The following is a 22388-nucleotide window of genomic DNA, read 5'->3' as shown; positions in this document are numbered from 1 at the left end:
ACTCGAATGTACAAAAATGAACCTGCACGTATTATGACCAATAAGCGCAAGCACACTGAATTGGCGCAATAATTTGATCTCTCGTCGTACTTTACGGATACAAAATGCAAATGTGGTATGATAAACCACATACATAATATGGATTTTACCACCAATCGGTAAGCGTTTTAGCTCAGCGTTATCTTAAGGATTTTGCCTTTTCATGCCTTCAATTTGGAGCGTACTTGCCAGTTTGCAAGACCAGCTATTCCAACAATTTATGTTTAGAACACGCAAAGCCGTAGCTGTTTTGGTATGGACTGTTGCGTGTACATTTTCGTTCGCCGTTTTCTCTCAAGAGCAAACACCTATTACCTATACTATCAATGGTATAGAAGACGATAAGCTGCGCAATAATGTTAGGTTGCACTTAAACAGCCTTGATGTGGAAAAGGCGCTGTTGACTGACCCCTACTGGCAGGACGAAGTGGGCGAAACCGTTGCCAAAGCCGTACAGCCATACGGTTTCTACAATAGTGATACCAGCGTAACTATTGAAGAGGGAGACAAGGTAACGGTAAACGTTACATTAAATGCGCCGTTAACAATCAACAAAGTGACCCGCGAAATTATTGGCGCAGGCCGCGAAGACAAAGCTTTTCGAGAGCGCTTCAATTCGTTAAACCTTAAAGAAGGTGATGTGCTCAATCAAACTATTTACGAGTCGTTTAAGTCATCGATGTTTAACTATGCGCTTTCCAACGGTTATTTTGATTATTTTTGGCAAGCCACCCGGCTCGACTTAGTACGCGACGAAAAGCAAGCTAACGTGCTGTTAATTGCGCAAAGCGGGCCTCAATATCAATTTGGCGAACTACGCCTAATTGGTGAAGACAAAGCAAAAGCGATCATTGAGCGGCTGAAACCTTTTAAGACAGGCGACGCCTATTCGTCTGCAACCCTTGCTGACTTTAATCGAAGTTTAAACCAATCTGGCTATTTTACTCGAGTCATCGCGCGCCCCGTAGTAAGTGAGGCCGAAGGCTTGCTTGTTCCAATAGAAGTCTCGCTGCTTCACAGGCCTACCGATGCATTTAATGTAGCTGTCGGGGCCGCTACAGACACTGGGCCGCGCGTTCGCTTAGGCTGGGAGCGACCTTGGGTGAATAGTAAAGGGCATTCGGTTTCATCAGACATTTTCGTTTCAAGCCCAGAACAATCGGTTACCGCCGACTATCGCATACCAATGAAAAACATCACTCGCGATTACGCAAGTATCGAAGCGGGTTACCAGTTCATTGAGTACAGCAACACGTCGTTTGAAAGTGAAACGCTTTCTCTGTCTGCCCACCGCTATTGGCAACGCGACGACTCGCCGTGGCAACACGATGGCTCAATAACCTATCTTAGGGAAACGTACGATCAAGGCGAACTCAGCACCAATACCACATCACTGGTATTACCCGGCTACTCGTTGACTTATCGCGATAAAGACAGCGAGCTTAACATCAACGATGGCAGCTACATTCAAATGTTGGCACAAGTGGGTAAAGAAGGTTTTGGATCTGATATCGATTTTGCAAAAGCGGTGGTTGAAGCCATGTTTATTCGAACCTTCGGCAATGTACACAGGATAGCGTTGCGCGGTGAGGCAGGTGTGATAAAAACAAACAGCTTTGACGAGGTCCCCACAAGCCTGCGTTTTTACGCGGGGGGGGATAGAAGTGTACGTGGTTTTGATTTTAGAGAGATCTCGCCAACCGCTGAAGTTATAGACCCTGAAACCGGAGAACTGGTCCTTGATTCTATAGGCGGCAAATACCTGTTAACGTCAAGTGTAGAGTACGCCTATCAGGTAGCTGACAACTGGCGACTAGCCGCCTTTATCGATGCAGGAACGGCAACTAATGATACCAGTACAACCTTGACCTATGGCATAGGTCCAGGCGTACACTGGCTCTCTCCTATTGGGCCCGTGCGGGTTTACGTTGCAAGAGGGTTTGCCCCTGACGAAAACACGTGGCAATTACACATTATGTTGGGGCCTGAGCTATGAGAAAACGCACGCTTTCGGCCATTTTACTGGCTCCCGTCTTTTTGCTTGTTGCCATTTACGCGGTGTTAATTAGCCCGTTAGGCGGCCCTTTCATAAAAACACTAGCCAACACCTTTGTTGAAAACCTTACTATAGAGGCTATTGACGGCGGTTTTGCCGATAGCCTTGAAGTGCAAAATGTACAGTGGGAAAACCCACAGTGGCGCGTATCCGCCCAATACGCTTACATAGATGTTACGTGGCGATGCCTATTTGAACCAAGCGTATGCGTTAATGAAATATTGCTTGAGAGTGCAACGCTAACCCAACTTTCCGCTGCGCCTGAAACGCCTAACGAAGATAAAACTGGCGGAAAAATTGTTTTACCACTGCCCGTGAATGTGAGTTATTTAGCCCTAACCAACATTAAGCTGGCCTTGCTAGCTGCAACCATAGAAGTAGATGAGCTTGAACTTGCTGATTTTGAGGGCAGCAGTGCGCTAACACTTGATAGTATAGCCACAAAAGGGGTAAGAATAACCGTAAACCCACAAGACGATAGCACTTCGTCAGGTCAACGTGTTGCAACAACGTCTCCTCAAGCTCCAGCTACCATTGAAAAAAGTACTGATAAGGCGTTGCCAACGTCTTATTCACTAAGCTACAAGGTTCCAGAATTACCCACTATTACAACGCCAATTCCTGTGTCTCTTGGCACCTTGTTAGTGGAAGATCTTCAAATTGCACAAGGCGAAAGCACACAGCGCGTGTCGCTAATTTCATTGCTGGAAACTACGTTCAAAGGAAGCGATGTAGCCATTGAAGAAATGACAGTAGTGCATGATCAGGGGGAAGTAAAAGGGGAGGCTAGCGCTACCTTAGACGGCAACTTTCCACTAAATATAGCGATTGATGTAAAAACTAATATAAACAATACGCCTCAAGCTGTAAGCCTCAAAGCGTCTGGGGCCTTGGATGATTTAACGTTATCGGTAAGTGCAACAGGGGCTGTCAGTGCTCAAGCGAGTTTAGTAGCAGACATTCTTGATAGCAATTTGCCCATTGAATTCACGGCAAATTGGCAGGAGCAAGCCATTCCAACTATTGAGGACACCACGTTAAAAGAAGGAAGCCTATCGCTTACCGGCACCATAGGAGATTACCTTTTAAAAGGCACTGGTGCGGCAGTTTTGCCAGACATTGGCAACGTGCCCGTATCGCTTGATGTGGTATTTAAGAAAAACAATATTTACGTGAATCGAGCAAACATCAGCGCCTTGGAGGGTAGCTTAACTAATACCGGTACCCTTTATTTAAACGAGAGCATTGCTTGGGAAGGGAAGACGACGCTTAAAAATGTATCGGGCCGACAGTTCAGCACCTATGCACCTGAGAAGCTTAACGGTGAAATAGACAGTATTTTGCAATATTCAGAGCGCGGAGGGCTTCATATGAGCCTTCGCGATATGACAGTGTCAGGGGTACTGCAAGGCAAACCACTGATAGTGAAGGGTAATGCGGTTTACGCAGGCCCTAGTGACTTATTTGTGACGAACGTAAATATTATGCAAGAGCACGAACAAGAGAAAAACACCATTCGTGCTGTTGCTCAGGTTCTTAATAAACGACACTTAAACGCTAATATTGCTGTTAATGTGAACACCATTGCTAGCCTTTATCCTGAAGTTTCCGGAGGGGTGAGCGGCAACATAAGCGCAGAAGGGCCTTGGCAAAATCCGCGCGCTAACGGCTCATTTTCGCTTTCCGATATCACCGTCTCGTCTAACTTAAATGCAGCAGCTGCACAGCAGGGACCTTTAAACGGTGAAGTTAAAATTAACGGTACCTATAAAGATCACAACGCAAACATTGACCTTGCTATACCCGACAACAACATAGCGCTTTCATTAAAAGGCGCGTGGACAAATAATCATTGGATTGGTGAAGTCAGTGAGACTGCATTAAAACTTGCCAACACCCAGTGGACGCTATCAAGCCCGTTTAGCGTAGATATTGGTACAGCGCCTGTAACAGCGCAAATTGGACAACACTGCTGGACGTCTAGAAAAGAAGGCGAGCTGTGCATTTCAAACATTAATTATCTGGAAAACAGAGCAAGCTGGGACGTTAGCGCAACGGCACTGCCTATTGGGCTATGGGCAAATGAACTAGCTCCCACCGCAGTTTCAAGCCCTTCCGACGCAACGCTTACGGTTAAAACCAAAGGTAGCTATTCTGCCAACGATCCCATCGATGCCACGTTTACTGCATCGATGAGTACCGCTGCATGGCAAATAGGCGAAACAAGACCGCTTACGCTTACTATCAATTCTGTAGAAACAAAAGGCAACATTAGACAGGGCCAGCTTGAATCAACGTCACTCATTTCAAGCCAAGATATTGGCGACGCGACGCTTACGTTGAACACACGCCCTTTCGATGAACGCATACCACTTGATGGCAGATTGGTAATGCAGGGGCTTACTGTTGCGCCCTTTAAGCCACTTTCACCTGCGATTAGAACGCTGACAGGCATGCTTGATGGAAACATAACCTTGAGCGGCTATATTGACGACCCTGCGCTTAATGGCAAGCTTACCATCTCAAATGGCGCAATTGATATTCAAGATACCCCCGTCACCCTAGCTGATTGGAATCAGAAAGTGGTGCTTAACGACCAAACTGCCTCGCTAGATGGCACTTTCATACTCGGTGGAGGGAAGGGTTCGTTAAAAGGTGAGTTAGATTGGTCGTCCGACCCAAGCGCTACATTTAATTTAAAAGGCAGTCGCTTTGAAATTCGACAACCTAATATTCGACTTAGGGTATCGCCCAATATCGATATAGCAGCAACAAGAGAGAAGGTAGACGTAAACGGCGAAGTAAACATTCCATGGGCGCGAATTGAAATTGAATCGCTTCCAGAAAGCGCGGTTTCACCATCAAAAGACGTGCACTTGCGCGGCGAGCCAAGAAGAGAAGAGCCCCTAGACATTGTTCACGCTTCAGTGTTGGTTAATATCGACAAAAACAAAACAGAAGAAGTAAAGCTAGAGGCCTTTGGCCTTACCGCCAGTTTACACGGCGGCATTAGAGTGAATACCCAGCCTGCATTGGTGGGCTTTGGCGACCTTCAAATACTTAATGGCCGCTACAGTGCTTATGGTCAGCAGCTAATCATTCAGACTGGTGAAGTGCAGTTTAACGGGCCTATCGACCAACCGTTGTTACTTATTGAGGCAATTCGCGACCCAGCAAAAACCGATGACGATGTTATTGCGGGTATTCGCATTGATGGGGCCGCCGACTCGCCCAGTATTAATTTGTTTTCTGAACCGTCAATGGATCAGCAAGGCGTGCTGTCTTACCTGCTCACAGGCTCAGGCCCGAACTCTGGTACGCAAGACCCTAACTACGCCGCACTGTTGCTAGGGTTTGGTCTATCAAACACCAAAACCCTGACGGGCCAAGTTGGTAGCGCGCTGGGCATAGATGACTTTAGTTTAAGTACTAACGAAAATATGCTGTCGGTAACCGGGCAAATTAACGACCGATTATCAGTAGAGTACAATGTTGATGTTGGACTGAGTAACAACGATGCAAACAGTACACTTAGACGCAGACAACTGCCCCCCGACTTGGCGCTAAAATATCAATTACTGCCAAGCTTATACCTAGAGGCTATTCAAACCACCTTGGAAGACCAGTCTGAGTTTGCACTGGACCTCTATTACGAGTTCTTTTTAGGTGACAACAGAACGCGAAAAGATGATGCTGAAAATGACCAGGACGAAGACACCGAGCTAAGTGAAGCGAACAATGCTAGTAGCGAAGCTTCTAGTAGCCATTAGCGTTAGCCACCATTTGTTTGTCCATTGTTACGCAATGTTTTGAAGAAAAGTACGTAAAGGTGCTTTTTGTCATTTTGCATAACTAAAAAGCAACCTATACGCACTGGAGCCAAATACAACTAGTAATTTTCTCTGAGCTGAAAACACTAGCGTATAATGTGTTTTGTTAATCTAGTTACCAACAAAATTTACGATAGCGTGCACCATTTTTTCTGGCTGTTCTAAATGAATATTATGGCCCGCATCATTAAACAGTATATGTTCTTGGTGGCTAACTGGGGCAATCAGGCTTTTATGGATAGCTAACCAAGCGTCTTTGCCTTTTGCCGTCTCCTCGAACACAAATGGCTTTTCACTCACTTGTGTAGAAGTCATTAGCAGTGTAGGTATGTTAGAAGGTAGCGGAGACACTTTGTAGGGTGCAGTATCCATTTCTGCTTTCAGTGTTTTGTAGCTTTCTATGAAGTGTGGAGGCATGTACTTTTCTAACATTTGATCATCTTGTTGAATGCGTTCTTTATCCATTTTTTTAAAAATGACACGTTGCGATAATACCGATGGCTCCACAAGCACAAGAGCGTGAAGGTCTTTTGGAAATTGGCGCGCAAATCTTGTTGCGACAAGACCACCATAAGAATGACCTACTAAAATAAACGGGTGATCAACGTCAAGGTGTTCAGTAAGCTTTTTTAATTCAGCAACATGCTCATCGATTGATAATGCTGTTTTAGAAGACACCGTTTTGCCAGTGCCAATTCGGGAATACGAAATTGTTTGAAACTGATCTGATAAGCTCTCAGCAATGCCATTCCAAACATTAGCATCGGTTCCAAATCCGGATTCAAAGACGACAGTCAGTTTTTTCTCGTCGCTTTGCTTTACCTCATATTGCGTATCATCAATTTGAATTAAACTGCTTGTTATCGTTGAGTTTTCCGCAAACACGACTTGAGTTACTAGCGCCAAAGACAAAACCATTCCAGTTAAAAGATTAGTTTTCATTGTGTTTTCCTTATTGTTGTAATTAATCTTGTTAAAGCAATCTCTGCACCAAACTATGACATCCCATATATAAAGGCCTTGATGGTAACTAACTGATTTAAAGCGAGATACACTTGGCCTTCATGACCAAAAAGTGGGTGTATTGACCACATTAAACGGTGAAGAAGCAGTCTTTTTATTTTAAATAAATTTGTGGATACAAGCGCTTACTCATTTGGGTACGGTGATAGCGAGTAAACTATGCCACTGTCTCACAGTAATGGTGACAATGTCATCGTAGAACACAACGCTCACAAAAACCTGTAAATAACTGATATATATGACAATAAATTTAATAGATAATTATTAGCTCAATGTTAGGACATCAAGAATTTTCCTATGTAGTGTGAAACTAAATTCAACCAAAGGAATATTCATGTTTTGCAGTAGAAGCAACATTTTAACTTGCGTAACAGCATTTTCGTTACTCACAATTTCAACATCAGGGTTAACCGCTGATTATATCCCTCCTCCCATGGTCAACATTCCGGCGGGACAGTTTTTCATGGGAACAGAGAATGGGGGCAGTGAAACAAAACCCATGCATCAGGTAAGCGTAAAAGCATTTCAGATGGGAAAATACCCTGTCACTGTTGCAGAATTCAGAAAATTCACCGCATCGACTGGATATCAGATGCCCGCAACCTGTCATGACTATATCGATGAAAATTGGTTAGGGGGACCGGAGGTTGGGTCTGCTAAATGGGACAAACATCGTTATCTGAAGAGTGAGTTTCAACCAGTTACCTGCATTACCTATAAAGATGCCAACGCCTACGTATCATGGATCTCTGAAAAAGCAGGAATCAATTACAGGCTTCCGAGCGAGCAAGAGTGGGAGTATGCCACCAAAGGAAATACATCAAGTCGATATTTTTGGGGGGATGATGAAAATTTAACCAACGCCTGCAAGTATGGAAATTTTGCTGATTACTCAGGTGAATACTTCGCGTCGTCTGAATACGGCGCTAGTTATAAAGGCTTTATTGGACACACAAACTGTGATGATGGTGAGCCCTATATCTCAATTGTAGGGCTATACCGGCCCAATCCCTTTGGTCTTTACGACATGGTTGGCAACGTGTCGCAACTTCTCGCCACATGTTTTTACCCAGGATATGAAAAACGTTCGAACGAAGAAATGGATCTTAAACGCTGTGAACATTTGTCGCACAGAGGTAGCTCCTGGCATTTCCCACCTCAACCTCATGCTTTGCGCTCCCGTACTGACCGAGAACCTCGTTCTGCTAGTTCTTTGATGGGGTTTAGGTTAGCGACCGACGGCCATAGCTCGCAAACACACGCTAATTTAAAAGCATTTGAGGAAACTGTACTTCATGCTCAACAAAAAAGACGTGCCAATCGGACACAGATTTTGGATACGCCGTCAGCGCTGAAACTGGTCTCATTACAACGAGGTCATGCCGAGTTGAGTTGGCAACCCATAAAAGACAAGCGTGCAGTGAGTTACGACATCTATCGTTCAACTACCCATCAAGCACATCGCTTTGGGCAGTATTACCGACGCCACTTTGAAAAATGGAAGACTGTTCCGGCGAGTCAGCACTCAGTAAGGCTAAAAGCCTCCGAAAATAGTGCAAGCTATCTCGTTGTTGCGAATGCTAGAGACATATCCAGCCTGCCAAGCAAAGCTGTAGCTCTTGATTTTGCGTCAGAGAATCTATTGCCCGGCCGTTTGACCATGAGAGATATGGCAGAGCTTAAAGGGTCACTCTTAGCTTATCGCAAACCGACAGATGGACGCCCAGAATTACATTACATATCTAAAGTAAGTCATGACTTTGATCAAAATGCGGTTCTCGCCACTTTTAATATACATGTGCAGAAATCCGGTCTATATCGGTTGAACTACAGGGGAAAAAGCCGCGTTCAAGGCGAGTTTTTCAGCTTGTGGCAGAACGACAAACTAATAGGGAAAATCGACTATAACAAAAATGTCGATGACAAGAGTTCAGATCGCCATAGCGTCTTCCTCGAGGAAGGCTCACATACATTAGAAGTAAAGGTAACGCGCTCAGGCTTTGACTATTGGAATTTGGTTTGGCTGGAGTTTACCTCTTTAGATATATAACCTGTTTAACCGCGAATCGGGCCCCATTGATTTATTCCAAATCAATGGGGCCTAGTTCAAGTTCGCTCAGTATTCCTCGGTTAATGCTTTGCCACCGATTAGTTGCACTCTTTGAAATAAAATCTCGATAGCGGCTGGCAGATTTTATATTAGGAGCCTCTCGGTGAATTCTAAGTATAAGAAGAGCGGCATCTAATGCGTCGACCTGATGTTGGTTGACCATTGCCTGTTGGAATGCCATTTCTGCAAACTCGGTTGCGCGTTGAAAGGATTCACGAGCAAAAGCTGTGATGGCCATTCCAAGATATTGGTAAGATTGCCTTTGCCAATCTTTTACACTTAACGCTGCCAATTGCCACTGCCGATGATTTATAGCACTACTTCTGAGAAAGTCTGCGGCAGAATAAAAACGCTTCTCAAATTGCTGCGAATACGGTGTGTCTAAAATCTGTCGATAATAGACTAAAGCGTCTTCTTCCTCAGAAGCAGACCAGGCCTTATTGTAAGTTAACTCCAAATGATGCACATCCAACAATTGATGAATAGTTAACAGTTCTCTTGCAAGGCTACGCTGAGTTTGCATCAAATCTTCACGGCCGGCTTTAGACGCCAGAAATGACTGAATCAAGTGCGCTTCAACTTCAGTCAACGGCTCTCTAGCTACACGTGCTTTGGCCGCGCCCTTGTTTAATGCCTGCATGGCTTTAACAAAGGCACTGTCAACAAAGTGTAACCATGACGACTCTATTAAAGCTCTAGCTTGAAGATGCTCAATTTGTAAATCGTTGAAAATGGAAAGAGCGGTATTAATACTTTCGGTCGCTTGATCCCACTGGTCATTATCCATGAAGATTCTTGCCTGTTGTAATAGCAGCAAACCTTTGTAGAAGGTTGAGTTGTCAGCAGACAATTGCATTGCAACCAAGGCAGAGGCTTGACGAAGTTGTTTTGATGCCAATAGAAGTTGTATTTTCTGACGTGCAACCAAGGGCCCTATAGTTGCTTGCTCCGATAAAAGCGCAAGTTCTGCAAGAACTAGATGTTGGCGCTTGTGATTGAAATACTGTGTTTTTCCTAGGCTTTGAAGTAGTGTTGACATTTCACTCAGAGCACTTTCTTTCGAGCCAGCCTCAATATAGTCATGCCAGCTTCTTTGTGCCCCCTGAATAAGAAAGCGCAACACTCCACCTTTACTCAGTGGATACCAACGTATAGCAACAACTAGCTCGGTATTCTCCGAGGTTAAGTTTTCCCAACTATGGTATGGCGAATCAAATACGGACTGTGTAGAAACCAATACGTTTTTTTCGGTGATGAAATCTAAATTAACGGCTTCGGTTTGCGCCTGATTAAATTTGAAAACCGACTCGGTAGGTGTATTGATATCACCTAGTTGAGGAAACAGAAACCCGCTAGCTATAATGAACACAGCTAATACTATTGTGACGTACTTTTTAAAACTGGTTTTGAAAAACCTTAATAATGTAGCGCAATTTTTATAAAGCGATGCTTCGTCACACGATTCATAAACGCTTTCAAGGTCTAATTGCCACTGATACCCGCGTTTCGAATAGGTCTTGATAGCATCATCACCCAGTAAAGCACGTAAATGACTGATGTTTTGAAATATAACTTGGTCTGTCACAACGCGGTCGGGCCAGATTTCCTGAAGAATTTCTGCTTTTGAAAGTACTTTTCCGCTATTGAGAATGAACATAGATAGGAGTCTAGCGGGCTTTTCATTCAGGTTTATAACCTGTCCATTTTGTTGCAACAAATATTGTTGGCAATCAAAAAGGTAGTCCCTGAAACGATACTGCATGATCGTTAATACTCCTTAAAAAGACATAGAACGTTTTAAAAACGATAAAATGGATGAGTCTAATAGCGGCTATCCATTGACTCAAATGATACCTTATTCGTCAGATTCAAAAAAACACTTTGGATACTCACAATAATATCTGAGCCTAGCATTTTATGGTGAGTACCTTTGTGTTAAATCGTTCTGACTTTGCACTGGATCTCTATTACCCGTTCTTTTTAGGTGACGACAGGACGCGAAAAAACGACAGCGAAAACGTAAATGAAGACGTGGACGAAGCGCAACCCGAGAGTTGCGACACTAATCGAAGTGAAAGGGCTGACGATAATCCCTCACCATAGTCACCACTAACAGAGCTGATCTGCTATCTCTTCAAGCGTTTTGAGTTGGCGCTCGAAACGCTTTTGCCGTTTATGCGCCCAGATAAACCAAATAAGCATCGCCACGCTCATTGATGTCATTACGGCAATCATTCTCGTGACTTTCTCTTGGGTTAGTTCGCCGAAAAGTATTCTTTCCATAATAAAGGCAAAGCCAAATAACAGTGCCACCCACGTGGAGTGTTTTGTTATAAATGAGATTTTCACGTTGTTCTTAATTTGCTTCGTTAGCTGGGTAAGGTGATCAGAGGTACGATTATCTTTGTAAAATGCGGCCACTCTTCTTAGCCAAAGCTGATAAACAAGCAAAGGTATTGCCGAGCATATCAGTAGCAGGTATATCGTCTGTGCTACGAGAGAGAGTGTTTCCCAGTAAGTGACAAGTAAATAAGCGCCAGGAACAAATGCAAGGGAATCAATAGCCATATACCAGCGCTGCTTTTTCCGTTCGCTGCTTAGGTTTGCTTTTACTTTCTCAAGGTCGATAGCTGCTATCGGCTGTGCTTGCCACAGTGCGGACAACGTATCGTCCTGCGGATTTTCTGCTACAGCTGTTGGTGTCTTTTGTTTTTCTTTATCTGTGTTATACATGCGGTTGCTCCTGCATGACACTTTGCTTGGCGCGTTTTAAAATAACGCCTACGTGATTTTTAGTCAGGCCACATACGTCTGCAATTTCATCGTAACTTAACCCTTCAAGGGACAGTGTAAGCACCTGTCTCGGTTGAAGAGGCAAAGCCCGTACAGCGTGCAGCAAGCGTTCAAGGGATTGACGCTGACTAGACACCTCTTCTGGAGAGTGGGCGTGGCTTACAAACCTATCTGAACCTATTTCGTCTTCATCATACTGATGAGTATCTACCCGCTTAACTTGCCTTGCTACGTGGGTCACTGCGCGGTTGTGAGCAATTTTCAAAATATACGTTTTCACGCTGCTGTCTCCTTTAAATCGAGACAACCCCTGCCATACGGCAATCGCAATTTCTTGCAACAACTCTTGCTGCATGGCTTCACATGCTTCGTAGCTATTGGCTACGCGGCTTAAAAGTGCACCGTATTGCGCAAAAACATCTTCGAAACCCTGCCCCAAATTTACTTTCCTAGTTACAAAAACTGTTGTTATTTTATTGTGTTATTTCTATCAGTCTGCCCACGTTGATTTTTATTACAAACTTTTTTAGTTGAACCCGTAATTTTTTCTCATACATTGAGACTACCACTAATAGAGCAAGCCTTCCGCAGCAAATAAGTGCGGTGTTTGCTTAAATTTTAAATCGCTTAGTACGCAAGGTTTTAACGAATAATTTGAACACGGGTGAGGAAAGACTATGTCTACATTGAATTTAGTTTTGTTAATTGGCAGCATTACATCGCTTGTACTTTTGGCAAGCTACTTAGATGCAAAGTTTCAGTGGCGACTAAACGACTGGATGAACGGAGAATGCAGTAACCCGTTTATTAAAAGCGTTACCGATAAACAGCAACAGCGGTTACAAGAAAAAGACGATCAGATAGCAGCGTTGATGCAACGCATCGAGACGCTAGAAACAATAGTTACTGAGCCAGCTTACGAGCTTAATAGAAAAATAAATGCACTGAAATAGGCTCGATGTAAGCACTTACTCACAAGGAAACCTATTTATCATTTGTCTTTTTTTCTTTAAAACGTTGCCCTAGCCGGATATAGCAGGGCGACGCGAAAGCCGTGGAATTTTTCCCATGGCAATAGCATTGCCAAGCAGCACAATAACAACCCCTACCACCGACAACACACTCCACGTGTAGCCCTCAAAAAAGGTAGAGATAACCAAGGCCACCATGGGGTAAACCAAAACCACATAGGCAGCTTTGTCAGCGCCCATCTGCTTCAGCAATTTCATGTACGCGCCAAAGGCAAATACTGAACCAAAGACAGCTAAATAAAGCAGCGATACATAAAACTCGGTGCTTGTTGGAATAATTAATTCGCCAGGCATGGCTAATGAGGTCATAAATAACAGCACCATCGCATAACTCATGGCATAAAAATTCATTTGAATAACAGGGGTACCTGACGTGAGTATGCGCTCAGAAATAACATTGCCGGTAGATGCACAAAAGAAGCTCACAAATGCAATAGCAAGGCCTGTAGCAAGGGCTGCATCCATCGACACCTTGGAAAACTCGGGCACGAATAAGCATATAATGCCCAATAAACCAAACGTAGCGCCCACCACCACTTCTTTTCTGATGGGCTCTTTTAGCCACCAGCGACGAAGCACCACGTTAATGTAAATGATGCACGAGCTCATAAGCGCCAACAGGGCACTAATAATATGCGCTTGCGCCATGTACAGCAGCGTATAATTAAGGCTATATAAAAATAGCCCTACCGCGGCCATCTTCACATGTACGTGAGCGGGGAGTTTTAACGGTAGGCGCCTTATTATGCAATAAGCGCCTAAACAGGCCGACGCCAGTAAATAGCGAAGCGCAATGGCAAACGTCTCAGAAGTGTGGCCAATTTGATAAGTAATAGCAATCCACGTGGAACCCCAAATCAGACAACATAGCGTGAATAATGTAGCGTTATTCATGACCTAGATTCACTCAAGAATTGGGATAGATGGCTAACGGTTTTATCTAGCAGCTTTTGTCTTGCCCCTTTGCCTATCCACGCGTTATGAGGCGTTATCAATAAATTAGGTAACGGCTCTTTAAGTAGAATGTGATCAACAGGAGGCGGTTCAACGCTTAGTACGTCTAACCCCGCACCGCCAATTTGCTTGCTTTTTAGGGCGTTATGCAATGCGTCTTCATCAACCAAAGCGCCGCGCGCGGTGTTGATAAGAAAGGCTGTAGGTTTCATTAGTGATAAAACATCGGCATTAATTAGTTTATTGGTATCGTTAGTGAGGGGGCAGTGAAGGCTTATTACGTCCGCCTCTGGCAACAGAGACGCCAGAGTAGGGCGAGGGTCGTCTTGCTTGCCGGGCCTCCCTGCAATACTCACTTTCATTCCCATGGCAATAAATAACGCTTCAACCCGTTTGCCTAGCTCTCCATGCCCTACAATAACCGCATGTTTTCCAGCTAGCTCTACAACGGGGTGATTAAGCAAACTAAAATGAGAAGACGCCGACCATGCCTGATTGTGAACATCACGCTGATAGGCCACAAAATTGGTGGCAAGGTTTAGCGTTAACGTCAGTGCATGTTGAGCTACGCTGTCGGTGCCGTATCCTTCAACGTTTTGCACCGTTATACCTGCCTGCTTGCAGTAGTCTAGGTCTATATTGTTTGTTCCGGTGGCAGTAACACCGATATAACGAAGCTGTTTTGCCTGCTGTAAGTCCTCAGCGTTTAACACTACTTTGTTTACTAAAATCGCATCAGCTTCACGAATGCGCTGAGCTATTTCGGCTTTTGGGGTTTGCTGAAACAAGGTAACGTTTGCATCTAGCTGTTGTAGTGCTTTGGTATCTAGGCTTGGTAAGTCCAGGGTTTCCGCATCAAGAAAAACAACGTGCGCTTTTGAGGCTTGCGTTGTATTTTCCAGCGGCGCATCGATCGTTAGCTTTGTCATTGTTATCGTGCCTACACGTCGTCGCAAATCGATTCTAGGGCCGTTTTTATTTTGACAGGGATAGGAATTGCCTTGTCGCTTTTTCTGTCCACGAAAACGTGTACGAATTGGCCGTGCGCCACTCGGCGCTTGTTTTCGCCTGCATACACAGACAGCCCATAGGTAACCGAACTTCGGCCAATTTTTGTTACGCGTAGGCCAACAAAAATATCTTCGGGGTATGCCGCTGGCGCAATGTATTGGCATTGACTACTTACCACGTAGGCTACTGTTTGGCCGTTGTGTATATCTAATCCGCCCTCTTCAATTAAAAAGCGGTTTACCGCAGTATCGAAGAAGCCGTAATACACCACATTGTTAATGTGCCCGTAAGCATCGTTATCTTGCCAACGAGTGGCTACCGTTACTTTAAATGGATAGTCGGCAAGTGTAGGTGTGATATCAGTCATGATCATCCCTTAGCTTATGCGTTTGTTGCAGTTCTACAGGCATTAACAAATAGCAGCCAAAACTCATTCATTACACTAGCGGAGCTTGGCTTTCCTTTTCCTCTTACAGCCCTCGGCGTCATAGGCAATGAGTGTTATGAAAAAAGCACCATATCGTCGCGATGAACGGCAACATCAGTTGTCTCATAACCTAACACACTGGCAATATCTTTCGACTTTTTCCCTCTTATAAGGCGTAAATCCTTTGCGTTATATAAACACAGTCCTTTGGCAATGGTTTCTCCCTGACAGGAAATCTCAACAGCATCACCTTGTACAAATTGCCCCGTTACATCAACAATACCCGAGGGCAATAAAGACGCCCCTTTTCGAGTCAGCGCCTCTTTTGCACCGCTGTCCACCTGTATGTTGCCAGCGGTTTTTAATGTGTGTGTTAACCACAATCGACGCGCATTAGCAGGGGTATTGCTAGGGTTAAACAAGGTGCCCGGTACGTTACCTTCAAGTAGCGCGTCAAATGTTTCGCCTTTTCGCCCGTTTACAATAAGGGTTTGAATGCCGCTACTGGTGCACTTATCCGCGGCTTCGATTTTTGTTCGCATGCCGCCTGTACCTACCGACGTACCAGCGCCTCCGGCAAGGGCGTAAATTGAACGATCAATTTTATCTACCTGTGGAATAAGTGTTGCCGAGTCATCTTTTCTAGGGTCGGCGGTATACAAACCGTCAATGTCTGAGCAAATAATCAAGGTATCAGCTTGGGCAACAAGCGCAGTGTAAGCCCCTAAGTTATCGTTATCTCCCACCTTTAGTTCGTTAACCGCTACCGTGTCATTTTCGTTAACAATGGGCAGCGCGCTGTGGTTTAAGATTTCACGAAGCGTATTTTTAATATTTACATAACGAGTTCTGTCGCGAAGATCATCTGCGGTTAACAATACCTGTGCACAGGGAAAGTCGAAAAAGCGTTGCCAATTTGCCATCATAAGATTCTGCCCAATAGCTGCCATCGCTTGCTTCTCTGCAATTGACGCATTATGGCGAACCTTTACTTTGCTGCGGCCTGCAGCAACACTACCCGAGGAAACCAAGATAACCTCTTTACCAGCGTCCCTGCTGGCGGTAATAAATCGCGCAAGGGAAAGTAAATAACGCCCACTACACTCATTGCCTTCAGGCGCAATAAGTGCACTGCCAACTTTGATAACGGCACGTTGCCAGGTAAAACGGTTCATACGGGGAAGAAAAAAAGAAAACAAGAGGTTAAGAATACGACAGTTAAAGCGTGAAACAAAACGATCTATTACAGTTTTTTGCGTTAAAACATGGTTAGTTTACGGTCAAAAAATTGGATTGTGCTCTGCATACTTATATACTAGAGAGTGTTATCTTATAACAATTCTAACTTACAAGTTGCAAGGAACCTGCATGAGCACCGCAAAACGACACTTTTTCTGGCTAGCGCCAGTGTTGTCTATGCTGATTTCTCTTCCAAGTGCCGCCGCTATTAAACAAACTAAAGGCGATTTTGAAGATAAATTCCGTCAGCTAGACGAAGTTCTTCCTACTCCAAACGTATACCGCAACGCTGCCGGTGAGCCGGGTCATCAATATTGGCAGCAGCAAGTAGATTACGATATTGACGTAAAGCTACTTGAAGACAAGCGCCGCATTGAAGCAAGCGAGACCATTACTTATCACAACAATTCTCCAGATACGCTTAAGTATTTGTGGGTTCAGCTTGATCAAAACAAATTCCGCGACGACTCAATGTCAGCCCTTACCACTACTTTCGGTGGCATTGGTAATCGTGGTCCAGGTACGCAGGCAGCCGATGGCGACAAGCCCGCTAAATTAAGCATGGGCGCGCTACGCCGTCAGCAGTTTGTTGACGACACTGAGCTGGGCTATACCATTTCTCGCGTTGAAGACAAATCAGGCAACGATCTGCGTCACACCATTGTTGGCACGTTAATGCGTGTTGACCTAGCAACGCCGCTTAAGCCTGGTAATAACGTTACTTTCGACATCGACTTTGCATTTAACATTGTAGAAGAAGACGCTGTATCTGCCCGTGCAGGTTACGAGCACTTCCCTGATGACGAACGCGAAGGTGGCAACGACATCTTCTTGCTAGCACAGTGGTTCCCACGTCTAGCGGCTTACACCGACTATGAAGCTTGGACGAATAAAGAGTTCATTGGCCGCGGTGAGTTCACGCTAGAATTCGGTAACTACGAAGTCGATATTACCGTTCCTGCTGACCACATCGTATCGTCAACGGGTGTGCTTCAAAACCCTAAAGACGTGCTAACTAAGACCCAGCGCGATCGTTTGAAAAAGGCAGAAAAAGCAGACCGCATCGTTTTCATCGTTTCGCCTGAAGAAGCCATTGAAAATGAAAAAGAAGGCACATCTAAGCTTAAAACCTGGACGTTCAAAGCAGACAACGTACGCGACTTCGCATGGGCGTCTTCGCGTAAATTTGCGTGGGATGCACGTGGCTATCAGCAAGGTGGTGACACTCAGCCATTAGTAATGGCCATGTCTTTCTATCCGAAAGAAGGTGGTGAGCTGTGGCAGAAGTATTCAACAGAATCTATCATCCACACCATGGATGTATACAGCCGCTTTAGCTTCGATTATCCATACCCAGTCGCTCAGTCGGTAAATGGCCCTGTAGGTGGCATGGAATATCCAATGATCACCTTTAACGGCCCGCGTACTGAGCTTCGTGACGATGGTTCACGCACTTACTCGCTTGCTGAAAAACGCTTTTTGATTGGCGTAGTAATTCACGAAGTGGGTCATATCTATTTCCCAATGACGGTGAACTCTGATGAGCGTCAGTGGACATGGATGGATGAAGGCCTTAACAGCTTTCTAGATGGCGTTGCAGGTCGTGAGTGGGACCCAACGATTCCATGGGGTGTAGAGCCGCGTGATATCACAGGCTACATGAAGTCTCAGACGCAGGTGCCAATTATGACACAGTCTGATTCGGTGCTTCGCCTTGGTCCGAATGCTTACACCAAGCCAGCGGTAGCGCTGAACATTCTTCGTGAAACTATTCTTGGTCGCGAGCTATTTGACTTCGCGTTTAAAGAATACGCACAGCGTTGGATGTTTAAACGTCCTACACCTTCAGACTTCTTCCGTACTATGGAAGAGGCATCGGGCGTTGACCTAGACTGGTTCTGGCGCGGTTGGTTTTATACCACAGACCACGTAGACATTAGCCTAGACAGCGTTTACAAACTACGTTTAGACACTGAAGATCCAGATATCGATTTTGCTCGCGAGCGCGACGCTGAAATGGAAAAACCTAAGTCACTTACCGACATTCGTAACAAAGAAGAAGGTAAAAAACTTTGGGTAGACCGCTTTGAAGATATCAGCGACTTCTACGACGAAAACGATCGTTACACCGTGACGAACAAAGAGCGCAACAAGTACAAGAAGTTCTTGAAAGATCTTGAACCTTGGGAGCGTAAAGCGTTTGAGCGTGCGGTTAAAGAAGACAAAAACTACTACGTGCTAGATTTCAGCAACAAGGGTGGATTGGTGATGCCGATTATTCTTGAGCTGACATTTGAAGACGGCACAAAAGAAGAGATGCGTATTCCTGCTGAAATTTGGCGTCGTACGCCAAAAGCGGTAAGCAAGCTTATTGTGACTGACAAAGACAAAGAGCTAGTTAGCGTAACGGTTGACCCGCACTGGGAAACAGCAGACGTGAATGTGGAAAACAACCACTACCCACGTCGTATTATTCCATCGCGTATTGAAGCGTATAAGAATAAGCCGCGTGATACTTACGAGTACCGCGACCTTATGCACGACTCAAAAACCGAGCTAAAAGACGATAAAGAAGAGGACAAAGATGACGAGTAAGTTGTCTTTCTCTGACTTGCAGCGGGGCAGAAATGCTCTGCTAGTAAGTGTGTGTGCGTTTGTTTTAACTGCAGCTTTGCTAGTAAGTGCTTCAACTTACAGCGCTGCTGCACACGCGCACCAAATTAAAGCTGCAATCACAACCGTGCTGTTCAACCCCAGAACAGAAAACATTGAGGTGATGCACCGTTTTAATTTGCACGACGCCGAGCACGCAGTGAAGGCGCTATTCGACAAACATGCTGACATAATGGATGACGCAGATACACAGCAGCAATTTGCTGACTACGTGGCTCATCACTTCGCAATTTTAAACGCAGCCGGCGAGCCACTTAAGCTTGCCGATGTGGGGTTTGAAGTTGAAGGTAAGCATTTTTGGGTTTATCAAGAAACCGCTGAGCCACCTGTATTAGAGGGCATTAAAATTCGCCACGACGCGTTACGCGATTTATGGCCTAAACAGGTCAATACACTAAACGTAGAAGGTAAAGGTGACATTAAAACCCTAACGTTTGCAGATAGCGTTAACCTGTTGGAAGTGAGTTTCTCTAACCATCACGGCGACCATCACTAAAATACAAAACAGTATTTTTTAGAACTATTCAAAAGCCCGCCCGCGCACTGAAAGCCAAAAACAGTGAAAGCAGGTGGGCTTTTTTGTTTATATGCATTTAGCCCAATGTGCGACCGAAGTCTTATGGTTAAATTCGCGAATTTGCTCTACTTTAATGGTGACTAAACACGTTTCTAACCGGGTCAATGAGGTACATCATGGACAACAGCGCTGCAACGCCAATGCCTTCACAGGTAAAAAAATCGCTAACACGACGCGAGCGTAGCGAACGCAAAAAGCGTGCAGTTAAAGCATCACAGGTTGCAGAACAAAAAGCAAAGTGCGAACAATCGCAGTCTTCTAAAACATCGAGCAACGCATTTGCTGATAAGAAAAACATTATGTGGGTAGTGTTAAGTGGGGCCATGGCACTTACCTTCATTGTAATGTTGTTTTTGCCAGATACCGGCATGGGCGGCGGCCTTATTTCTACTTATTCTGCTATGTTATGGTGCGGTTTTTTTGGCGCTGCGCTTTTCCGATACAGAGCGGCAAGCGGCTGGGCAGGGTTTGCCTACGGAAGCGTAATAGGTTTAGTGATTCAGTTCGTTTCTCAATTCATTTAAAGAGAGCCGCCTGCACCACACACAATTTTGATGATCCCGATGCTGATAACACTCAGGCTTTTAGGGCTCAATGGCACACTGCTTTATAAAACACTAATACACAAAAACTAACGCGACTAAGCCGCCACCACATAGGCATACATACACAGCCCTTAAATGAAAAACGTCTTAAACCTCGCTTTACACCAGATCCACCATTCGTTTCTGCTAGTATGATTGATAACACATGCGGTTAATATGATTGCGGCTAATACTGTTTGTACGATTACCGCTAATGTTGTTTGTATCATTACCGCTAATGGCTTTTGTTTAGTAAGAACGTCAATCAACGATGCTACGGCTAAGCGCTCAACACATGTGTTCTTATCACGCCTTGAATTGAATTAAAGTGAGATTATGGCAGAGAAATCTAAGACTACGGGTAAATCTTCAACGCGCATCAGCAAAGCGGTGCCATCGTCTCGCTTATCTCGAATTGGTAAATTAGGGACGCTGGCCGGTAAAATTGCGGGCAACGTGGTTACGCAGGGTGCCGGCCAAATGCTTAAAGGCGAAAAGCCAGTGTTATCGTCGTTACTGCTAACGCCTAAAAACATTTCAAATATTGCCGACCAGCTTGCCAGCATGCGCGGCGCGGCCATGAAGTTAGGTCAGCTTATTTCAATGGATGCGGGTGATTTCCTGCCAGAAGAACTTGCCGTCATTTTAGGGCGGCTGCGTGATGATGCCGACCCTATGCCAAAATCTCAGCTTATCAGTAGATTAAATGATGCATGGGGCGATGACTGGCAAGACAGTTTGCTCTATTTTTCCTTTGCTCCCGTTGCGGCAGCATCTATAGGGCAGGTCCATAAAGTTATCACCATGGATGGCAAAATGCTGGCAATTAAGGTGCAGTACCCGGGTGTGAAAAAGAGCATCGACAGTGACGTTGATAACGTTGCTACGCTGATAAAGCTGACTGGCTTAGTGCCTAAATCGCTGGATATTGGCCCGCTATTGCAGGAAGCCAAAACGCAGCTTCACCAAGAGGCCGATTATGTGCGCGAAGCCAATATGCTGAATCGCTATCACGCACTGGTAGAAGAGAGTAACGTCAATACGTTTAGCGACACAGCGTTTGTCATTCCCAAAACCTATTCCCCCCTTACCACCAGCTCAGTATTGGCAATGGACTTTATCGAAAGTAAAGATTTAGACGTACTGTTAGATGAGCCGCAAGCAGTCAGAAATTCCGCTATGACAGCACTAATGACCTTATTTTTTAACGAGGTTTTTCAGTTTCAGTTGCTTCAAAGCGACCCTAATTTGGCCAATTATCGCTTTAAACCGGATACCAAGGAAATTGTGCTACTAGATTTTGGCGCAACACGGGACATACCCGATGACATAGCAAAGCAGTACAAAGCGCTGCTAAATAGTGCGGCGAATGAAGACAAGTTTCAAATGCAACAAGCAGCCTTGGCCATAGGATTAATTGATGACAGTCATTCACAAGCTCAAATAGACGCTGTGCTAGACATTGGTATGGAAGCGTGTGAAGCGATTCAGCATGAAGGGTCTTACGATTTTGGCGAAAGCAACCTTGTTATGCGACTGCACGATAAAGGCATGGCCCTGACGATGGAGCACAACTTCTGGCACACTCCGCCTGTTGATGCCTTGTTCATTCACAGAAAGTTAGGAGGCTTATTTCTTTTAGCTAAGCGATTAAAAGCACAAGTTAATATGCGACAGGCCGCAAGCCCTTGGCTTACGCCCTAGACACAATTGTAAACTAGTAGGGCAACTCCATACTAAAAGGCAGCGCCATTTGTTCTTTGCTTTTGGGTGGGTTCCCAATCATTTCATCGTAAGGGGTATCGTGCTTCATTACAGCTTGTTGCACGTGGCAATGGGCAAACGCCTCGCGTATGTGACCTGCGCTAAAAAAGCGCATGGGTTTGTCTTTGTTGTCGTAAAGCATCCCGCTCACGTTGCCAATTGTGAGATAAACTAAGTACACATTCATCTCGTAAGACTGGACTTCTAAGTAATCTACTGCTGTTGGCGTGTCTTCAATATCTCGAAAATAAAACTTTTGCATTACCTACCTCATGAA

At 44.8% G+C, this 22388-nt stretch carries 18 protein-coding genes; 9 read left to right on the top strand and 9 right to left on the bottom strand.

Annotated elements, in window-relative coordinates:
• Positions 1-202: 202 nt before the first annotated feature.
• Together ACHUFN_RS09840 and ACHUFN_RS09835 are read left to right on the top strand one after the other, a co-directional pair.
• On the top strand, positions 203-2035 hold the full coding sequence (locus ACHUFN_RS09840; protein ID WP_394222201.1) for an autotransporter assembly complex protein TamA: 1833 nt from the start codon (positions 203-205) through the stop codon (positions 2033-2035).
• Positions 2032-5865: a translocation/assembly module TamB domain-containing protein gene (locus ACHUFN_RS09835; protein ID WP_394222200.1), complete on the top strand. Its 3834-nt coding sequence runs from the start codon at positions 2032-2034 to the stop codon at positions 5863-5865. The genes ACHUFN_RS09840 and ACHUFN_RS09835 overlap by 4 nt, the downstream gene beginning before the upstream one ends.
• Before the next feature lie 171 nt (positions 5866-6036).
• Here ACHUFN_RS09835 and ACHUFN_RS09830 read toward each other — a convergent pair whose 3' ends face one another.
• Positions 6037-6867, bottom strand: a complete 831-nt coding sequence (locus tag ACHUFN_RS09830) for an alpha/beta fold hydrolase (RefSeq protein WP_394222199.1) — start codon at positions 6865-6867, stop codon at positions 6037-6039.
• Positions 6868-7282: 415 nt separating this feature from the next.
• On the opposite strand from ACHUFN_RS09830, the gene ACHUFN_RS09825 reads away from it, so the two are divergent.
• Complete coding sequence (locus tag ACHUFN_RS09825) at positions 7283-8998, top strand: SUMF1/EgtB/PvdO family nonheme iron enzyme (RefSeq protein WP_394222197.1); 1716 nt, start codon at positions 7283-7285, stop codon at positions 8996-8998.
• A gap of 31 nt (positions 8999-9029) precedes the next feature.
• Here ACHUFN_RS09825 and ACHUFN_RS09820 read toward each other — a convergent pair whose 3' ends face one another.
• On the bottom strand, positions 9030-10820 hold the full coding sequence (locus tag ACHUFN_RS09820) for a winged helix-turn-helix domain-containing protein (RefSeq protein ID WP_394222196.1): 1791 nt from the start codon (positions 10818-10820) through the stop codon (positions 9030-9032).
• A 170-nt stretch (positions 10821-10990) separates the two neighbouring features.
• Between ACHUFN_RS09820 and ACHUFN_RS09815 the strand changes: the two genes are divergently transcribed.
• Complete coding sequence (locus ACHUFN_RS09815) at positions 10991-11161, top strand: hypothetical protein (protein WP_394222195.1); 171 nt, start codon at positions 10991-10993, stop codon at positions 11159-11161.
• Positions 11162-11167: 6 nt separating this feature from the next.
• Here the strand turns inward: ACHUFN_RS09815 and ACHUFN_RS09810 are convergent, their stop codons facing one another.
• Both ACHUFN_RS09810 and ACHUFN_RS09805 read right to left on the bottom strand, forming a co-directional pair.
• Positions 11168-11791 carry a hypothetical protein gene (locus ACHUFN_RS09810; RefSeq protein ID WP_394222194.1) on the bottom strand — a complete coding sequence of 208 codons (624 nt, stop codon included), beginning with the start codon at positions 11789-11791 and terminating at the stop codon, positions 11168-11170.
• Positions 11784-12290 (bottom strand): RNA polymerase sigma factor, encoded by a 507-nt coding sequence (locus ACHUFN_RS09805; RefSeq protein WP_394222193.1) that lies wholly within the window; start codon positions 12288-12290, stop codon positions 11784-11786. The genes ACHUFN_RS09810 and ACHUFN_RS09805 overlap by 8 nt, the downstream gene beginning before the upstream one ends.
• Positions 12291-12528: 238 nt before the next feature.
• On the opposite strand from ACHUFN_RS09805, the gene ACHUFN_RS09800 reads away from it, so the two are divergent.
• Positions 12529-12804 (top strand): hypothetical protein, encoded by a 276-nt coding sequence (locus ACHUFN_RS09800; RefSeq protein WP_394222192.1) that lies wholly within the window; start codon positions 12529-12531, stop codon positions 12802-12804.
• 69 nt (positions 12805-12873) lie between these two features.
• Here the strand turns inward: ACHUFN_RS09800 and ACHUFN_RS09795 are convergent, their stop codons facing one another.
• The 4 genes from ACHUFN_RS09795 to proB form a co-directional block, all read right to left on the bottom strand.
• Complete coding sequence (locus tag ACHUFN_RS09795; protein ID WP_394222191.1) at positions 12874-13776, bottom strand: DMT family transporter; 903 nt, start codon at positions 13774-13776, stop codon at positions 12874-12876.
• On the bottom strand, positions 13773-14765 hold the full coding sequence (locus ACHUFN_RS09790; protein ID WP_394222190.1) for a D-2-hydroxyacid dehydrogenase: 993 nt from the start codon (positions 14763-14765) through the stop codon (positions 13773-13775). Before ACHUFN_RS09790 ends, ACHUFN_RS09795 begins: the two co-directional genes overlap by 4 nt.
• Before the next feature lie 11 nt (positions 14766-14776).
• Positions 14777-15214 carry an acyl-CoA thioesterase gene (locus ACHUFN_RS09785; RefSeq protein ID WP_394222189.1) on the bottom strand — a complete coding sequence of 146 codons (438 nt, stop codon included), beginning with the start codon at positions 15212-15214 and terminating at the stop codon, positions 14777-14779.
• Between the two features lie 134 nt (positions 15215-15348).
• Positions 15349-16449, bottom strand: coding sequence for a glutamate 5-kinase (gene proB, locus ACHUFN_RS09780; RefSeq protein ID WP_394222188.1), 1101 nt, complete (start codon positions 16447-16449; stop codon positions 15349-15351).
• Positions 16450-16642: 193 nt separating this feature from the next.
• On the opposite strand from proB, the gene ACHUFN_RS09775 reads away from it, so the two are divergent.
• The 4 genes from ACHUFN_RS09775 to ACHUFN_RS09760 all read left to right on the top strand — a co-directional run bounded on the left by ACHUFN_RS09775 (position 16643) and on the right by ACHUFN_RS09760 (position 22051).
• Entirely contained in the window at positions 16643-19108 is a 2466-nt protein-coding gene (locus ACHUFN_RS09775; protein WP_394222187.1) for a M1 family metallopeptidase, read from the top strand.
• Positions 19098-19682 (top strand): DUF6702 family protein, encoded by a 585-nt coding sequence (locus tag ACHUFN_RS09770; protein WP_394222186.1) that lies wholly within the window; start codon positions 19098-19100, stop codon positions 19680-19682. The genes ACHUFN_RS09775 and ACHUFN_RS09770 overlap by 11 nt, the downstream gene beginning before the upstream one ends.
• Before the next feature lie 197 nt (positions 19683-19879).
• Positions 19880-20287, top strand: coding sequence for a hypothetical protein (locus tag ACHUFN_RS09765; protein WP_394222185.1), 408 nt, complete (start codon positions 19880-19882; stop codon positions 20285-20287).
• Between the two features lie 396 nt (positions 20288-20683).
• Positions 20684-22051, top strand: a complete 1368-nt coding sequence (locus ACHUFN_RS09760) for an ABC1 kinase family protein (protein ID WP_394222184.1) — start codon at positions 20684-20686, stop codon at positions 22049-22051.
• A gap of 13 nt (positions 22052-22064) precedes the next feature.
• On the opposite strand, the gene ACHUFN_RS09755 is transcribed toward ACHUFN_RS09760, so the two are convergent.
• On the bottom strand, positions 22065-22373 hold the full coding sequence (locus tag ACHUFN_RS09755; RefSeq protein ID WP_394222183.1) for a DUF6482 family protein: 309 nt from the start codon (positions 22371-22373) through the stop codon (positions 22065-22067).
• Positions 22374-22388 lie beyond the last annotated feature (15 nt).

The sequence above is a fragment of the Alteromonas gracilis genome (genome assembly GCF_043642145.1).
In the GTDB taxonomy this organism is placed as follows: Bacteria; Pseudomonadota; Gammaproteobacteria; order Enterobacterales; family Alteromonadaceae; genus Alteromonas; species Alteromonas gracilis_B.
This window is presented reverse-complemented; position numbering and strand designations above follow the sequence as displayed.

What these genes read in the sequence shown, in the direction of transcription:
- ACHUFN_RS09755 (WP_394222183.1), bottom strand. Translation starts at nt 22,373, where the DNA reads ATGCAAAAGTTTTATTTTCGAGATATTGAAGACACGCCAACAGCAGTA.
- ACHUFN_RS09830 (WP_394222199.1), bottom strand. Translation starts at nt 6,867, where the DNA reads ATGAAAACTAATCTTTTAACTGGAATGGTTTTGTCTTTGGCGCTAGTA.
- ACHUFN_RS09840 (WP_394222201.1), top strand. Translation starts at nt 203, where the DNA reads ATGCCTTCAATTTGGAGCGTACTTGCCAGTTTGCAAGACCAGCTATTC.
- ACHUFN_RS09785 (WP_394222189.1), bottom strand. Translation starts at nt 15,214, where the DNA reads ATGACTGATATCACACCTACACTTGCCGACTATCCATTTAAAGTAACG.
- proB (WP_394222188.1), bottom strand. Translation starts at nt 16,449, where the DNA reads ATGAACCGTTTTACCTGGCAACGTGCCGTTATCAAAGTTGGCAGTGCA.
- ACHUFN_RS09795 (WP_394222191.1), bottom strand. Translation starts at nt 13,776, where the DNA reads ATGAATAACGCTACATTATTCACGCTATGTTGTCTGATTTGGGGTTCC.
- ACHUFN_RS09770 (WP_394222186.1), top strand. Translation starts at nt 19,098, where the DNA reads ATGACGAGTAAGTTGTCTTTCTCTGACTTGCAGCGGGGCAGAAATGCT.
- ACHUFN_RS09835 (WP_394222200.1), top strand. Translation starts at nt 2,032, where the DNA reads ATGAGAAAACGCACGCTTTCGGCCATTTTACTGGCTCCCGTCTTTTTG.
- ACHUFN_RS09790 (WP_394222190.1), bottom strand. Translation starts at nt 14,765, where the DNA reads ATGACAAAGCTAACGATCGATGCGCCGCTGGAAAATACAACGCAAGCC.
- ACHUFN_RS09800 (WP_394222192.1), top strand. Translation starts at nt 12,529, where the DNA reads ATGTCTACATTGAATTTAGTTTTGTTAATTGGCAGCATTACATCGCTT.
- ACHUFN_RS09825 (WP_394222197.1), top strand. Translation starts at nt 7,283, where the DNA reads ATGTTTTGCAGTAGAAGCAACATTTTAACTTGCGTAACAGCATTTTCG.
- ACHUFN_RS09775 (WP_394222187.1), top strand. Translation starts at nt 16,643, where the DNA reads ATGAGCACCGCAAAACGACACTTTTTCTGGCTAGCGCCAGTGTTGTCT.
- ACHUFN_RS09760 (WP_394222184.1), top strand. Translation starts at nt 20,684, where the DNA reads ATGGCAGAGAAATCTAAGACTACGGGTAAATCTTCAACGCGCATCAGC.
- ACHUFN_RS09820 (WP_394222196.1), bottom strand. Translation starts at nt 10,820, where the DNA reads ATGCAGTATCGTTTCAGGGACTACCTTTTTGATTGCCAACAATATTTG.
- ACHUFN_RS09810 (WP_394222194.1), bottom strand. Translation starts at nt 11,791, where the DNA reads ATGTATAACACAGATAAAGAAAAACAAAAGACACCAACAGCTGTAGCA.
- ACHUFN_RS09765 (WP_394222185.1), top strand. Translation starts at nt 19,880, where the DNA reads ATGGACAACAGCGCTGCAACGCCAATGCCTTCACAGGTAAAAAAATCG.